Origin of the sequence: Arthrobacter sp. AFG7.2 (assembly GCF_002892835.1) — a bacterium.
Classification (GTDB): Bacteria; Actinomycetota; Actinomycetes; order Actinomycetales; family Micrococcaceae; genus Arthrobacter.
In genome coordinates, this window is record NZ_PJMB01000011.1 from 35,083 (window position 1) to 49,337 (window position 14,255).

The following is a 14,255-nucleotide window of genomic DNA, read 5'->3' on the forward strand; positions in this document are numbered from 1 at the left end:
TAATGAGGAGGGCAGCACCTGCCGACGACGCACAAAGAGTGAGGAAGCCGATGAAGGCTTTATACAAGGCCGGCCAACAGGCGGGCTTCGAGCTGCTGGACCGCCCCGAGCCGGTGGCCGGCCCCGCGGACGTGAAAATCCGGGTCCTGACCACCGGCATCTGCGGCACCGACCTCCACATCCAGTCCTGGGATTCCTGGGCGCAGGGGATCATTGAAGCTCCCCTTATCCCTGGCCACGAATTCTATGGCGAAGTGGTGGAGGCCGGAGAAGACGTCCGCGACGTCAAGGTCGGCGACCGGGTTTCCGGCGAGGGCCACGTTGTCTGCGGAATCTGCCGGAACTGCCGGGCCGGCAGGCGGCAGATGTGCATCCATACCGTCAGTGTGGGGGTCCAGCGTGACGGTGCGTTCGCCGAGTATGTGGTGATCCCGGAAACGAACGTCTGGGTCCACCACGATCCGTCTGTCACTCCTGAACTCGGAGCCATTTTCGACCCCTTTGGCAATGCGGTCCACACTGCCCTCAGCTTCCCGCTGGTGGGGGAGGACGTGCTCATCACTGGCGCCGGCCCTATCGGATTGATGGCCATCGCCGTCGCCCGCCACGCCGGCGCCCGCAAGATCGCCATCACGGACGTCTCCCGTCCGCGGCTGGACCTTGCCCGGCAGCTGGGTGCGGACCTCGCCATCGATGTGTCCACCACCCGGGTCCGGGATGCCCAGCGGGACCTGGGCATGCGGGAGGGCTTCGACATCGGAATGGAAATGTCCGGGCACCCCGGAGCGCTGCCGGAAATGATCGACAACATGAACCACGGCGGCCGGATCGCGATGCTGGGGCTGCCCAGCCAGGACATCATCATCGACTGGGGCAAGGTGGTCACCCACATGCTCACGCTCAAGGGCATTTACGGCCGCGAGATGTACGAAACCTGGTACGCCATGAGCGCCATGCTGTCCTCCAACTCGGCGCTGCACGCGGCGATTTCCGCCGTAGTCACTGATACGCTCCCTGCCGCCCAATGGGAAAAGGGCTTCGACCTTGCCCGCAGCGGCACAGGTGGCAAAGTTGTCCTCGACTGGACCCAACTCTAAGGAACGCCATGTACACCTCCATCAAGGACCAGTTGCGCACCGAGCTGGACGATATCCGGAGCGCGGGGCTTTTCAAAGCTGAACGCAGCATCAGCTCCCCGCAGTCCAGCCACATCAAGGCCGGGCAGATCGGGCAGCAGGGCGCCGACGTTCTGAACTTCTGCGCCAACAACTACCTCGGCCTGGCGGACCACCCCGAGATCATCCACGCGGCCAAGTCGGCCATGGACGAGCGCGGCTTCGGCATGGCCAGCGTGCGGTTCATCTGCGGCACCCAGGACCTGCACCTGGAACTTGAGTCACGCGTTTCCCGGTTCCTGGGCACCGAGGACACCATCCTGTTCTCCAGCTGCTTCGATGCCAACGGCGGGGTCTTTGAATCCCTCTTCGGGCCGGAGGACGCCGTCATCTCCGATGCGCTGAACCACGCCTCCATCATCGACGGCATCCGGTTGTGCAAAGCGCAGCGGTACCGGTACGCCAACCAGGACATGGCGGACCTTGAGGCGAAGCTTGTCGAGGCGAAGGATGCCCGGCGCAAGATCATCGTCACGGACGGCGTGTTCTCGATGGACGGGTACCTGGCGCCGCTGGAGGCCATTTGCGACCTCGCCGAAAAGCACGACGCCCTGGTCATGGTGGACGACTCCCACGCTGTCGGCTTCATGGGCGCCACCGGAGCCGGGACCCCTGAGCACGCCGGCGTTTCCGACCGGGTGGACATCTACACCGGCACGTTTGGCAAAGCGCTGGGCGGAGCGTCAGGGGGATATGTGTCCGGCCGCGGCGAGGTGGTGGCGATGCTCCGCCAAAGGGCCCGCCCATACCTCTTCTCCAACTCAGTGGCGCCTGCCATCGTCGCTGCCACCATCAAAGCCCTGGACCTGGTAGAGAATTCCGCGGAGCTTCGGCGCGCGCTCTTCGAGAACGCCGCCCTGTTCCGGCGCAGGATGACAGAGGAAGGCTTCGACCTCCTGCCCGGTGAGCATGCCATCGTTCCGGTGATGTTCGGCGACGCAGTGCTCGCGGCCAAGGTGGCGGACCGGATGTTGCAGCACGGCGTCTTCGTCACCGCCTTCAGTTTCCCGGTTGTTCCACGGGGTGCCGCACGGATCCGCGTGCAGCTGTCGGCTGCGCATTCAGCGGACGACGTCGAAGCGTGTGTACGCGCGTTCGTCGCCAGCCGTGCCGAGGTGGCAGGCTAGGAACAAGTAACACTGGAAGCTACGTCTGCGAGGGTGGAGAAATGGCAGCACAGTACGATGTCCTGATTGTGGGTGGCGGCATCGCCGGACTGTCCCTGGCGTCCGAGTTGGCGGGCAGGTGCAGCGTGGCGCTGGTTGAAGCGGAGCAGGAGCTGGCGTACCACACGTCATCCCGCTCGGCCCGCCAGTTCATCCCCAGCTACGGCCCGCCAGTAGTCCAGGAACTAACGGTGCGGACCCTTGAGCTGATCGCCGCCCGGGATGCCGGGCTGCCCGAACCCATCCTCATGCCCCGCAGCTTCATGCTGATCGGTTCCGAGGAGGCGGTGGCAGCGGAAGCCAGCGGGCACATGCGCTCCATTACCCCTGCCGAGGCATTGGAGCTGTGCCCGGCGCTGGTCCCCGGCACGTTCCAGGCCGCGGGACTGGACGAAGGTTCCTTCGGCTGCAACGCGCCCCTGCTGCTGGCTGACCACCGGCAGCGCGCCGAGGCTGCCGGTGTGGACATCATCACCGGCGCCAAGGTGCACACCGCCCAGCGCCTTGGTTCCGGCTGGCAGGTGGGTGCCGGCACAGAGGGCTTCCAGGCTGGTGTCCTGGTCAACGCTGCCGGAGCGTGGGCGGACGAACTCGCGGTGATCAGCGGGGTGGAAAAGCTCGGGCTGCAGCCGTACCGGCGCACTGCGGCGATTGCCGCCGTCGACCATCCCCTGCCGCCGCAAAGCCCCATGGTGGCGGCAGCGGACAACACGTTTTATTTCCGGCGGGACGACGACGACGTGCTGATCTCACCGTCCGAATCCGAGCCGAGCGGGCCGGAGGATGCCCGTCCCCGGCCGGGCGACATTGAGCGCCTGGTGGGCAGGCTGAACGAGCTGACCACGCTCGGGATCAGGGAAGTGCGCAACGCCTGGACAGGGTTGCGGACCGAAGCGGCCGACGGCGTCCCGGTGGCGGGTTTCGACGCCGAAGCCCCGGGCTTTTACTGGCTCGCCGGCCAGGGTGGTTATGGCTTCCAGACGTCCTCAGCCATGGCAGAACTCGCAGCTGCCCAGATCCTGGCAGGCAGTAGTGGTTCCAGTGCTGCGGCCGGCGATGTTCCGGCATCCCGGACAGTTCAGGCATTGGCGGCCACCCGATGGTCTGTGCGGCGCTGAAGAATGGCTGTATGAGCACCCTGATCACCAACATCTCCGAGCTGATGACGCAGGACCTGGAACACCGGGTCCTCAAGGACGCTGCTGTGGTGATCGAAGGTGAGCGGATTTCGTGGATCGGCGCCGCTTCCCATGCTCCGGCCGCTGACGACGCCGTAGACGCCGGTGGCCGCGCTGTGCTGCCCGGCTGGGTGGACTCCCATACCCACTTGGTCTTCGCCGGCGACCGGACGGCGGAGTTCGAGGCGCGGATGGCGGGGGAGTCATACGCGGCCGGAGGCATCGCCGTCACCATGAACGCCACCCGTGCCACGTCCGATTTCGACCTCACCCGGCTGGCGCTGTCCCGCGTTGACGAAGCCGTCTCGCAGGGAACCACCTACATCGAGACGAAAACCGGCTACGGCCTGGACGTTGAACATGAGACGCGGAGCGCCCGCATCGCCTCCACCGCCGCGGACCAGGTCACGTACCTCGGGGCGCATCTGGTTCCTGCCGGACAGGACGCGGACGAGTATACCGACCTCGTGTGCGGCCCGATGCTCGCCGCAGTCCGGCCCTACGTGCAGTGGGCCGACGTCTTTTGTGAAGAAGGAACCTTCACCGCGGAGCAATCCCGGCGGGTCCTGCTCGCCTGCCGCGACGCAGGCCTGGGCCTGCGTGTCCACGGCAACCAGCTCGGCGAAGGTCCGGGTGTGCAGCTCGCCGTCGAACTTGGGGCCGCGAGCGTGGATCACGTCAACTACCTGGCGGACAAGGACGTTAACGCGCTGGCCGGAACGTGGTCGGGTTGGGATGCCGCTTCGGGAGCCGGCAGCCCGGGCACCGTCGCCACCTGCCTGCCCGCCTGCGACCTGTCAACCCGCCAGCCGCTCGCGCCCGCACGTGCACTCCTTGATGCCGGCGTGCAGGTGGCGCTGGCCTCCAACTGCAACCCGGGCACGTCCTACACAAGCTCCATGGCATTCTGCGTTACCACTGCCGTCCTGCAGATGGGGCTGAGTGTCCATGAAGCTGTCCGGGCGGCAACGTATGGCGGAGCCCTGGCACTCCACAAAGACAAGGGAAGCGACGTCGACGGCGAACGCGCGGTGGGTTCTATCGCCGTCGGGCACCGGGCGGATCTTCAGCTGCTGAATGCACCGTCTGCGACGCACCTTGCTTACCGCCCGGGGATGCCGCTGACATACGCTGTATGGCGGGCAGGGAAGCGGGCCCGCTGAACGCAGGCTGGAAATGACGCTTTATGATCATTTGACTTCTGTTATGATCATAAAACGTCATCGAAGCTGTGGCGGGAGTACTTGGAGGCCCAGCATGACCCGCACCGACCGACTGACGGCAATCCTTGACCTGCTGGCCAAGACAGGGCAGGTGGAGGTCGACGAGATTGTCAGCACCCTAAATGTTTCCCCGGCCACCGCCCGGCGGGACCTGGACAGCCTCGCCAAGCGCAGGCTGCTCACGAGGACCCGTGGCGGTGCCACGACCGGAGCCCTGGCCTACGACCTGCCGGGCCGGTACAACCGCGATGACCACGCCGAGGCCAAGGAGCAGATCGCCCAGGCAGCCTCTGCGCTGATTGCCCCCGGGGCCGTGATCGGGCTTTGTGGCGGCACCACCAGCACCGCGCTGGCGCAGATCCTGGCAACCCGCGAGGATCTCAACGCGCCTTCCAACCAGCCCACCCTCACCGTGGTTACCAACGCCATCAACATCGCCGGGCAGTTGGCCGTACGGCCCAGCATCAAAGTCATGGTGACCGGCGGCGTCCTCAACCCGCGGTCCTATGAACTGGTGGGGCCCTATACGGACATCATCATGCAGAAGGTGGTGCTGGATATCGCCTTCATCGGTGTCAACGGCATCGATCCCGAGGTGGGGCCTACCAACACGGGGGAGGGGGAAGCGTCCGTCAACGCCCTGCTCGCCAGCAGGGCCCGCGTCTCTTACGTTCTGGCGGATTCGTCCAAGGTCGGGGTGCGCGCCTTCGCCACAATGGACGGGTACAACTTCACCCGGCTGATCACGGATTCCGGAATATCGCCGCAGGACAAAGCGGCTTTCGAGGCCAACGGTACGGAAGTCATAGTCGCCGCACCGTAGTTGTTCCTGGTCCCGGGGCTGGCTGTTGCACGCGATCGAGGCACTTCAGCCCGCAGCTGGCTTCCTGCAGACTGGCCCCTTGCCCGGTGACCGGTGCCCCTTGCCCCCTGCCAACGGGACACCGCGGGGCAATCAGGCCGGATCCAGAAAGTGCAGGCAAGATGGGAGCATGCTGGTTCCCTCCCGCCGTCGACTGAGGCTCGAAGTCTGGATTGTCCTGGGACTGTCCCTGGGCCAGTCCGCCGTGTACTCGGTGGTGCAGCTCCTGGACAAGATGACGCGTGCGCCGCTGGCGGAAGGCACGTCCACCCTCAACCGCTCGCAAAGCAGCCGCGAATACTTTGACCTGACGTACCAGTTGCTGGACATCATCTTCGCGCTGGTGCCGGTGCTGCTGGTGATCTATTTCCTTACGGACCAGCGGCAGGCTGCCCCCGGCGACGGCAGCAACCCCGGTTCAGCTTTCCGGAAACTGGGGTTCAACTTCGCCAGGCCGGGCACCGACCTGCTCCAGGGACTGGGGCTGGCAGCGCTGATCGGGATCCCGTCCCTTGGCCTCTATGCAGCGGGCAGGGCCCTCGGAATCACCACCGCAATTATCCCGAGTGCGCTGGACGCCTACTGGTGGACGGTGCCCGTGTTGATCCTGTCCGCGATGCGCCATGCCGTGGTGGAGGAAGTCATCGTGGTGGGTTACCTGCTGGACCGCTTCGGGAAATTCGGCTGGAGCGTGCCGTTGTCCATCATGGTGAGCTCGCTGCTCCGGGGAACGTACCACCTGTACCAAGGATTCGGCCCCTTCATAGGCAACGTGGTGATGGGCATCGTCTTCGCGTGGCTGTACACCAGGACCCGGCGGGTGATGCCCCTCGTGATCGCCCACGCCCTGCTCGACATCGTGGCCTTCGTCGGATTTAGCCTCTTTGGAAAGGCCGTGGGGCTGGGCTGACAGGGTCAATACTTTGGAGTGGCGCCCGCACGCTGAACACAGTGGCGGGCAGCAAGCAGTAGCCAGTAGACAGCCGCAAGCTATGTCCATGCCATATCCCAGTGCTCCACCAGGTCTTGAGCAACACCGGTGGGCAGAGCGTAGAAGTCCTCCCATAAGCAGTCGTCCACCGGGATGTCATCCGGTTCCAGGAGGTTGGCGTTCAGGGGCTCCTCCGGTGGCGGTCCCGAAAATGGTACGTTTCCAACGCGACTGGTTTCGCCAGGGTCGCCAGACAAGTCGAGATTCATCCAGGCGCCGTTGGGATTCATCGAGGAGCGGGTGCACTCTGGCCAGTGGGGTGGTTCCCAGTCCTGGTGTTCGCTTTTGTAGTGGCGGCCGGTGGGTGAGGTCCAGCCGGGTGGTTCGTCTTTGGTGGCCGGGGTGGGTGTCCAGCCGCTGGTATGCCGGAGCCGATGATGTCTCGGGCAGGGTTGCCCGAGGTTGCTGATTCCGGTGGTCCCGCCTTTGTGCCAGGCGAGGAGATGGTCTGCTTCGTTATCCAGGGAGTGGTTGCTGCAGCCGGGGAAGGGGCATTGACCGTCGCGCATACGCAGCCAGTTCCGCATGGCCTTGGTGACCCGGTAACTGGTCCGGCCGATCTCCAGTGGCGCCCCGTCCCGCGGGTCCACCAGGACACGGTGGAACGAATCGGCACCATTCGCGACCAGGTCCCTCGCCATGGACGGCGGGATGGGGCCGTACCCTTCCAGCATGGCGGGCTCATCGGTCAGGCCCATCAACGAGAAGACCGGCACGGTGACGAGCACTTGCGCCCGGATCGACGACGAGGGCCCTGCAGTTGCTCCTGCCTCAGCGATGTGGTCGACGCCGGTGCTGGAACTGGTGCTGCCTGCATGGAAGCTTGGACTGATGCCGCTGGTGAGGATTGCTGAGGAGAATACATCGGCCCGGAGCTGGGTGACGGTGCGGGGCTCGTCGGGTCCTTGTGCGGCCCGGGCGAGGGCGTTGAGCCGGTTCCAGCCCGCCAGTGCCTGGTCAGCGGGGAGGTAAGCAGAGAGCCAGGCCATGCCGTCCTGGTCCGGCCTGCATTCGACCCGCCGGTCCGCTACGCCCTTGGCGTGGCGTTTCTCAATGGACTCGGCGTGGTGGCGTTCGCGCCAGGTGCGGGCTTTGTGCTTGAACCTGTGTGCGGGCATTTCCCCGATCGTCGCCGCCGTGGCCGGTCTGGGTGTGTCCGGGTCCAGGAAGTGGGCCTCCAGGGCCGCAGCTCCGGCCGGGTCGAGGGTGGCTGCCTCGTCCGCCATGGCCAGGGCATGCTGCCAGGAGATTGTTCCGGCCTGCAGGGCCGAGAGGGTCAGCGGCAAGGTCTTGTCCAGGGCCTGCGACGCGGCCAGGAATGAACCTGCTGCCCGCGGCCCGATAGCCAGCACACACCCGACCTCGGCGGCGATGGCCATCTCCTGCGCCTGCACCGGCATGTCCGGCGCCAGGGCGTGGGCTGTGTCCGCGTACTTCACGGCAGCACGGGCCTTTAGGCCTGCTAGCCCGGCTTCGGCCTCCGTGGCTCCGGCGAGAATGTCCAGGGTCCCATCGGCCAGTGCAGCCAACGGATCGGCAGCGGAAAACGGCTCCGCACCACACCCGTCCACCTCAGCATTGAGCACAGCAAGAGCGGCCCTGATGTCCGCAAACGCCTTCTCCACCGCTTCGCTGCCCATAACCTCATCATGGCAAGGGGGTCTGACATTGACGCGGGAAGCGGGGGCCACGCTATAAGCGGCAAACTGGCACCCGCCGGAGACGAATTCGGCCGCCATCAGCGGGTGACGCCGTTGTCACCTGCTGATGGCGGCCGAAGCTCATGCGGGCAGTCTGTAGTTTCTGCCCAAGGCGGTACCTGGGGAGGGACCCCAAGCCATACAGAGGAGGGTCAGATTGTGACAGCCCCGTTGGCGGTCTCGAAGGTCACTGACAGGATTCCGGGGGTTCCGTGCGGTGCCACCCACTCCACAGCCACGTCTTCCAGGGGCTTCTCCACCGGCTCACCCAACCACTCGGTGACCCGGGCTGCCGAGCCGGCAATGGTAAGGCAGCTCATCTTGACGTTGCTCTCGTAGGCGTTGGACGGGTGCAGGGAGGGATCGCCGTCCCACTTGAGCATGTAGGGAACCTGGGGGTCTGCAATCAAACCAAGGATTCCGATCTGCTTCCAGACGAGCTCGCGGCCGTCAGGGAACTTGCGGTTCCCGTTGACTGCTGAGCGTCCAAGGCGCTCCTCGAAGGGGGCGAGGTCGTCCACCTCGACGCACCAGCCCATCCATCCGCCGCCGGCGGCAGAACGCGCACGCACTGCCTGGCCGAAGGGCGCCTTGTCCGAAGCGGGGTGGTCCAGGACCTCCACGACCTCCAGGTACTTATGTCCCGCGAGCGGGATGATCATATTCCGGGTTCCAAACCGCGGGTGTACTCCACCCTTCACTGCCTCAACGCCGAGGGCAGAGGAAATACGTTCGGTGGTGGCAGCCAGGCCATCGTGTTCACAGGCGTAAGAGACGTGATCCATGCGCATGGCAACATCTTGGCACTTTGTGATCGGGCTCTCAGCTAAGGGTAGCCTTACTGGGAATTCCGTTCTGACGCGGCATCAATCGACGGTTCCGCTCCGGGGAGTTAAGGGGAACATGTTCGTCACAATCCTGTGCTGTCCTGCAGATGTTCCTACACTGGGCTCAGGTCATGAGCGCCAGCGCCAAGCCCCGGCTCGCTGGCCGGCAACCCTCCATCCGCGGTGGGGTGCCCCGGGTGAGGACCTGGTTGTCCGGCACCGGCCGGACGGCAAGCGCGGCCCGCGGTGCTTCCAGCATGCCGGGCCCATGTCAAAGGAGCCTTAGTTGTCCAACGGATGGTCTTTCGAAACCCGCCAGATCCACGCAGGACAGGAACCGGACAGTGCCACGGGCGCCCGTGCACTTCCTATCTACCAGACCACGTCCTTTGTTTTCCCTACCGCTGAGAGCGCTGCGAACCGTTTTGCCCTGGCTGAACTGGCACCTATTTATACCCGCATCGGCAACCCCACCCAGGAAGCCGTGGAACAGCGGATCGCCAGCCTCGAAGGCGGCCTGGGAGCACTGCTGCTGAGCTCAGGACAGGCGGCCGAGACCTTCGCCGTCTTGAACATCGCCGAGGCCGGTGACCACATTGTTGCAAGCCCCAGCCTTTACGGCGGTACGTACAACCTCTTCGCCCACACCCTGAAAAAGTTCGGGATCTCCGTAACCTTCGTGGCGGACCCGGACAACCTGGACCAGTGGCGGGAAGCCGTGCAGCCGAGCACCAAGCTGTTCTTCGGCGAAGTGGTCTCCAACCCGCGCCAGGACGTCCTGGACATTGAAGGCATTTCCCAGGTGGCCCATGATGCCGGTGTGCCGCTGATCGTGGATAACACGCTGTCCACCCCCTACCTGATCCGGCCCCTGGAGTGGGGAGCGGACATCGTCCTGCATTCGGCCACCAAGTACCTGGGCGGCCATGGCTCCGCCATTGCCGGCGTGATCGTGGACTCGGGCAAGTTCGACTTCGGCAAGGACCCGGCGAAGTTCCCGGGCTTCAATACTCCGGACCCTACCTACAACGGGTTGGTGTACGCCCGGGATCTCGGTGCCGACGGTGCCCTGGGCGCAAACCTCTCCTACATTTTGAAGGCACGCGTCCAGCTGCTCCGGGACCTCGGCTCGGCCGTTTCCCCGTTCAACGCCTTCCTGATCGCCCAGGGGCTCGAAACGCTGAGCCTGCGCGTGGAGCGGCACGTCGCCAACGCCGTGGAGGTTGCGCAGTGGCTGGAAGGGCGTGACGACGTCGAATCCGTCGCCTACGCGGGGCTGCCCTCCAGCCCCTGGTTCGAGCGGGGCCGCAAGTATGGCCCCAAAGGAACCGGCGCCATCGTGTCGTTCAACCTCGCCGGGGGCGCGGAAGCGGGCAAGCGCTTCGTGGACGCGCTGGAGCTGCACTCCCATGTGGCCAACATCGGTGACGTGCGTTCCCTCGTCATCCACCCGGCGTCGACAACCCACAGCCAGCTCTCCCCGGAGCAGCAGCTGGTTGCCGGTGTGACCCCCGGCCTGGTCCGGCTGTCCGTGGGGATTGAACACATTGACGACATCCTGGCGGACCTCGAGGCCGGCTTCCGTGCCGCCAAGGACGCCGCAGGAGCCTAGGGCAGGCGCCACGGCACCAAGCCGGGGAAGTCACAACCAGTCACACTCTTGGCGGCAGGCATGGCCTGTTTCGTACACTCGAACAAGGTCATGAGTGCCAGTGACAGCCCCGGCTTGCTGGCCGGCAACCCTCCTTCCGCGGTGGGGTGCCCCGGGTGAAGACCTGGCCTGCCGGTCATACGACGGCGGGCAAGCGCGTAGAAGAGGTCTTGCCATGACGGTTACCGTCACCCGTACCACCGTCCCCGAGCACGGGATCGTCCGCTATGCCTCCATTGGGGCGCTGCAGCTGGAAGCCGGCGGATACCTGCCGGACGTCACCCTGGCCTATGAAACCTGGGGCACCCTCAATCAGGACGGCAGCAACGCCATCCTGATCGAACATGCCCTGACCGGCAGCACCCACGTGACGCGGGGCGACACCGACGAACCGGGCTGGTGGGAGCAGCTCGCAGGGCCGGGAGCGCCGGTTGACACGGATCGCTTCTTTGTGGTGTCCATCAATATCGTGGGCGGCTGCTACGGCTCCACCGGACCGTCGTCGCCGGCACCGGACGGTGCCCCCTGGGGCTCCCGGTTCCCCCTGGTCACGCTGCGGGACAGCACCGTAGCGGAGGCCCGGCTGGCGGACCAGCTGGGCATTGACAGCTGGTTTGCAGTGCTGGGCGGTTCCATGGGCGGAGCCCGGGCACTGGAGTGGGCCATTACGTTTCCGGAGAGGGTGCAGCGCTGCGCTGTCATCTCGGTGGGCGCCGCCAGCACCGCCGAGCAGATTGCCTTTGCCCAGGCGCAGACCTTGGCGATCCGGCAGGACCCGAATTTCAAGGGTGGGGACTACTACGGCGGCCCGTTCCCCGAGGACGGGCTGGCGCTGGCACGGCGGATCGCCCACATCACCTACCGCTCCGCAACGGAACTGGAAGGCCGGTTCGGCCGCGCGCCCCAGGCTCCGGAGTCACCCCTGCAGGGCGAAAGTCTTGGAAACCGCGGGCGATACCAGGTGGAAAGTTACCTGGACCACCAGGGGAACAAGCTGGTCCAGAGGTTTGATGCCAACAGCTACATCGCCATCACCGAGGCCCTCATGAGCCACGACATCTGCCGGGGCCGGGGAACCCTCCCGGACACGCTGGCCCGTTCAAACGCGCGGTTCCTCGTGGCGGCCGTGGACTCCGACCGGCTCTACTTCCCCTCGCAGTCCCGCGAACTCGCCCTGGCCCTTCCAGGAGAAGTGGACGTCCACGTCATCGAAGCGCCGATCGGCCACGACGGGTTCCTGACCGAAATCGGACAGTTGGGCCGGCAGCTCCGGACCGGCTTCCTGGTTTAGCGGAAGCGCTTTTCTGTTCCAGCCGGCCTGCTTAGCCGTTCATGATCTCGCTGCGGCGGGTCATGTACTCCTCGACGGACAGCTCGCCATTGCTGTACTGCTGGTCCAGTTCCGCGAGCTTGCGCGCACGGAATCCCTGCGGGGCCGACGGCGGCGGGGGAGTGGCGGGGGCGGCAGGCTGTTCCGGAGCAGGCTGGGACGGCATGGACTGCGGAAAGCCGCGGTCATCCTGGCCGGGCACTGGCGGCTGCGGCATCTGGCCGTACTGGTAGGGCAGCGGCTGCGGGTTGTCGATGGGCTGCGGCTGCTCAATCTGGCGGAAGCCCCCGGCAAAGTAGTCCTGCTGCGTGAAACCGTCGCGGGGCTGCTTGTTCTGCGGGCTGGCCGACCCAGGGAACTGCCCGGCGCCGGGGAACTGTTCCGGATACCGCCCCGAAAAGCTTTGCTCATGGTTCCGGCGGGCCACAGACTTCCGGTACATCCGCATGGCCATCGGAATCACGAATGACAGGATGATGATCCAGAAAAACAGATTGCTCACGGTGCTGCGCCTCTCGTGTGTGTCCTTCCAGCTTAACCCCGGCGGATCAACTAGCGCTGGGCAGCGCTGGGGGTTCCCACCGGACCCTCGCCCGATCCCAAGGGGACACCGGGGCCAAAGACAGGACCCGGCGTCGGACGTTTTGCTGTAATGCCATCGCCGGATGACTGGTTGCGGAGCCGCCGCAGCACCCACGGCACAAAGTACTGGCGTGCCCACACCAGGTCTCCCGACCGCGCTTCCCGCCAGCTGCGGGCCGGAAACGGCTTGGGCTGCAGGGGCTCCAGGGTGTGTTCCACATTCAGCGAATCCAGCACCATGGCGGCGATCGTGTGGTGGCCCAGGGGGGAGAAGTGAAGCCGGTCCTCGTCCCACATCTGCGGATCACCGAGCTGGCGGAGGGACCACATATCCGCGATGACGGCGTCGTGCCGGGCAGCGACGGTCCGCAGGTTTTCGTTGTAGATGGCCACCTTGCTGCGGATCCTGCCGAGCACGGACGTCCCGGTGTCCGGGCCGTTGAAAAGCACCACCGTGGCGCCGCCCATGGTGAGGATCTGGACCACCGAGTCGAGCTTCTCGGCGAGGGCGTCGGGATCGCCGCCCCGCCGCAGCAGGTCATTGCCGCCGGCTGAGAGGGTGACAAGGTCCGGCTTGAGCGCAAGGCACGGCGCCAGCTGCTGGTCCACGATCTGCTGCAGCAGCCGCCCGCGGACTGCGAGGTTGGCGTAGGCAAAGTCGGGCTGGGTCCGGCCCAGCTCCTCGGCCACTCGGTCTGCCCAGCCGCGGAATCCGCCCGGGCTTGAGGGCTCGGGGTCACCGATGCCCTCCGTAAAGGAATCGCCCATGGCCACATACCGGCTCCAAGGGTGGGAGCCGGCGGTCATGGACGGGGTCTCGATGGCGCTTGTGTCACTCACGGTCCTATCCTGCCTTTCGCTTCCCTGGCTACGCCAACGTAGGTTGTTACCTGTGGGTAACTGATATGAATGGAAACCATGACTGAAGCCGAAGTATTTCCTGCCCCTGTAGTCCTGTGGTCCCATCCGGAGGACCAGCGCGACGGCAAGCCGCTGCTGGTGCTCCTGCACGGCTACGGCGCGAACGAACAGGACCTGCTGAGCCTGGCAGACCTGCTGCCGGGCGATTTCGCCGTCGCGTCCATCAGGGCACCCATCGCCATGGGCCCCGGCTTCACCTGGTTCCCGCTCACAGCGTCCATTAAATACTCGCTCGAGCGGGTGAAAGCGGCGTCCTCCTTCGTGCTGGAGTGGATCGATGCCATCAGGGTGGGGCATCCGTCGGTGTCCCTGCTGGGCTTCTCGATGGGGATGGCGATGGCCACCACGCTCCTGCGGCAGCGGCCCACTGACTTCGCCGCCGTCGTCGGACTTTCAGGCTTTGTGGTGGACGCCGGTGACGATCCCAGTTTCAGGGACTCCGAACTGGATGGCACGGTGCCGATGTTCTGGGGCCGGGACCAGCAGGACCCTGTGATCACTCCGGACAAGATCGACTTCACCGTGGCCTGGCTCCGCAAGCACGTCAAGCTCACCAAAGTGCTGTACACCGGCATGTGGCACGGGATCAACCAGCAGGAGATCGGGCACGTGGGCGAGTTCCTCACCCATGAAGTGCTGAAGAAGTAGG

Annotated in this window: 13 protein-coding genes and 2 riboswitches; of the genes, 9 read left to right on the plus strand and 4 right to left on the minus strand. The window is 65.5% G+C overall.

Translation table 11 applies throughout. The annotated features are described in order from the left end of the window. Positions 1 to 50 precede the first annotated feature (50 nt). The 6 genes from tdh to CXX84_RS16310 all read left to right on the plus strand — a co-directional run bounded on the left by tdh (position 51) and on the right by CXX84_RS16310 (position 6,514). Positions 51 to 1,097 carry an L-threonine 3-dehydrogenase gene (gene tdh, locus CXX84_RS16285; RefSeq protein WP_102977773.1) on the plus strand — a complete coding sequence of 349 codons (1,047 nt, stop codon included), beginning with the start codon at positions 51 to 53 and terminating at the stop codon, positions 1,095 to 1,097. Between the two features lie 8 nt (positions 1,098 to 1,105). Beyond that, a complete protein-coding gene (locus CXX84_RS16290; protein ID WP_102977774.1) occupies positions 1,106 to 2,302 on the plus strand; it encodes a glycine C-acetyltransferase in 1,197 nt (398 codons plus the stop codon). Positions 2,303 to 2,343: 41 nt separating this feature from the next. Then, entirely contained in the window at positions 2,344 to 3,459 is a 1,116-nt protein-coding gene (locus CXX84_RS16295) for an NAD(P)/FAD-dependent oxidoreductase (protein ID WP_102977775.1), read from the plus strand. Between the two features lie 11 nt (positions 3,460 to 3,470). Next, positions 3,471 to 4,682: an imidazolonepropionase gene (gene hutI, locus CXX84_RS16300; protein ID WP_102977776.1), complete on the plus strand. Its 1,212-nt coding sequence runs from the start codon at positions 3,471 to 3,473 to the stop codon at positions 4,680 to 4,682. A gap of 94 nt (positions 4,683 to 4,776) precedes the next feature. Beyond that, entirely contained in the window at positions 4,777 to 5,565 is a 789-nt protein-coding gene (locus tag CXX84_RS16305; RefSeq protein WP_102977777.1) for a DeoR/GlpR family DNA-binding transcription regulator, read from the plus strand. Between the two features lie 169 nt (positions 5,566 to 5,734). Continuing rightward, entirely contained in the window at positions 5,735 to 6,514 is a 780-nt protein-coding gene (locus CXX84_RS16310; protein WP_102977778.1) for a CPBP family intramembrane glutamic endopeptidase, read from the plus strand. Positions 6,515 to 6,594: 80 nt separating this feature from the next. Here CXX84_RS16310 and CXX84_RS16315 read toward each other — a convergent pair whose 3' ends face one another. Further along, positions 6,595 to 8,235, minus strand: coding sequence for an HNH endonuclease signature motif containing protein (locus CXX84_RS16315; RefSeq protein ID WP_102977779.1), 1,641 nt, complete (start codon positions 8,233 to 8,235; stop codon positions 6,595 to 6,597). Positions 8,236 to 8,447: 212 nt separating this feature from the next. Further along, the gene (locus tag CXX84_RS16320; RefSeq protein WP_102977780.1) at positions 8,448 to 9,086 is read right to left on the minus strand and encodes a VOC family protein; all 639 of its coding nucleotides are present in this window, start codon (positions 9,084 to 9,086) and stop codon (positions 8,448 to 8,450) included. Between the two features lie 163 nt (positions 9,087 to 9,249). After that, positions 9,250 to 9,365: riboswitch (SAM riboswitch) on the plus strand. A gap of 43 nt (positions 9,366 to 9,408) precedes the next feature. On the opposite strand from CXX84_RS16320, the gene CXX84_RS16325 reads away from it, so the two are divergent. Further along, on the plus strand, positions 9,409 to 10,734 hold the full coding sequence (locus CXX84_RS16325) for a bifunctional o-acetylhomoserine/o-acetylserine sulfhydrylase (protein ID WP_102977781.1): 1,326 nt from the start codon (positions 9,409 to 9,411) through the stop codon (positions 10,732 to 10,734). An 86-nt stretch (positions 10,735 to 10,820) separates the two neighbouring features. After that, positions 10,821 to 10,936, plus strand: a riboswitch (SAM riboswitch). Between the two features lie 12 nt (positions 10,937 to 10,948). Continuing rightward, positions 10,949 to 12,064, plus strand: coding sequence for a homoserine O-acetyltransferase MetX (locus CXX84_RS16330; protein ID WP_102977782.1), 1,116 nt, complete (start codon positions 10,949 to 10,951; stop codon positions 12,062 to 12,064). 31 nt (positions 12,065 to 12,095) lie between these two features. Here CXX84_RS16330 and CXX84_RS16335 read toward each other — a convergent pair whose 3' ends face one another. Together CXX84_RS16335 and CXX84_RS16340 are read right to left on the minus strand one after the other, a co-directional pair. Then, positions 12,096 to 12,605, minus strand: a complete 510-nt coding sequence (locus CXX84_RS16335) for an SHOCT domain-containing protein (RefSeq protein ID WP_102977783.1) — start codon at positions 12,603 to 12,605, stop codon at positions 12,096 to 12,098. Positions 12,606 to 12,655: 50 nt separating this feature from the next. After that, complete coding sequence (locus CXX84_RS16340; RefSeq protein WP_411266223.1) at positions 12,656 to 13,525, minus strand: SGNH/GDSL hydrolase family protein; 870 nt, start codon at positions 13,523 to 13,525, stop codon at positions 12,656 to 12,658. Positions 13,526 to 13,603: 78 nt separating this feature from the next. On the opposite strand from CXX84_RS16340, the gene CXX84_RS16345 reads away from it, so the two are divergent. Continuing rightward, entirely contained in the window at positions 13,604 to 14,254 is a 651-nt protein-coding gene (locus CXX84_RS16345; RefSeq protein ID WP_102977858.1) for an alpha/beta hydrolase, read from the plus strand. The last annotated feature ends 1 nt before the right edge of the window (position 14,255 follow it).

Excerpts from the sequence above, each read along its gene's own strand:
- tdh (WP_102977773.1), top strand. The coding sequence starts at position 51 with ATGAAGGCTTTATACAAGGCCGGCCAACAGGCGGGCTTCGAGCTGCTG.
- CXX84_RS16290 (WP_102977774.1), top strand. The coding sequence starts at position 1,106 with ATGTACACCTCCATCAAGGACCAGTTGCGCACCGAGCTGGACGATATC.
- CXX84_RS16295 (WP_102977775.1), top strand. The coding sequence starts at position 2,344 with ATGGCAGCACAGTACGATGTCCTGATTGTGGGTGGCGGCATCGCCGGA.
- hutI (WP_102977776.1), top strand. The coding sequence starts at position 3,471 with ATGAGCACCCTGATCACCAACATCTCCGAGCTGATGACGCAGGACCTG.
- CXX84_RS16305 (WP_102977777.1), top strand. The coding sequence starts at position 4,777 with ATGACCCGCACCGACCGACTGACGGCAATCCTTGACCTGCTGGCCAAG.
- CXX84_RS16310 (WP_102977778.1), top strand. The coding sequence starts at position 5,735 with ATGCTGGTTCCCTCCCGCCGTCGACTGAGGCTCGAAGTCTGGATTGTC.
- CXX84_RS16315 (WP_102977779.1), bottom strand. The coding sequence starts at position 8,235 with ATGGGCAGCGAAGCGGTGGAGAAGGCGTTTGCGGACATCAGGGCCGCT.
- CXX84_RS16320 (WP_102977780.1), bottom strand. The coding sequence starts at position 9,086 with ATGCGCATGGATCACGTCTCTTACGCCTGTGAACACGATGGCCTGGCT.
- CXX84_RS16330 (WP_102977782.1), top strand. The coding sequence starts at position 10,949 with ATGACGGTTACCGTCACCCGTACCACCGTCCCCGAGCACGGGATCGTC.
- CXX84_RS16345 (WP_102977858.1), top strand. The coding sequence starts at position 13,604 with ATGACTGAAGCCGAAGTATTTCCTGCCCCTGTAGTCCTGTGGTCCCAT.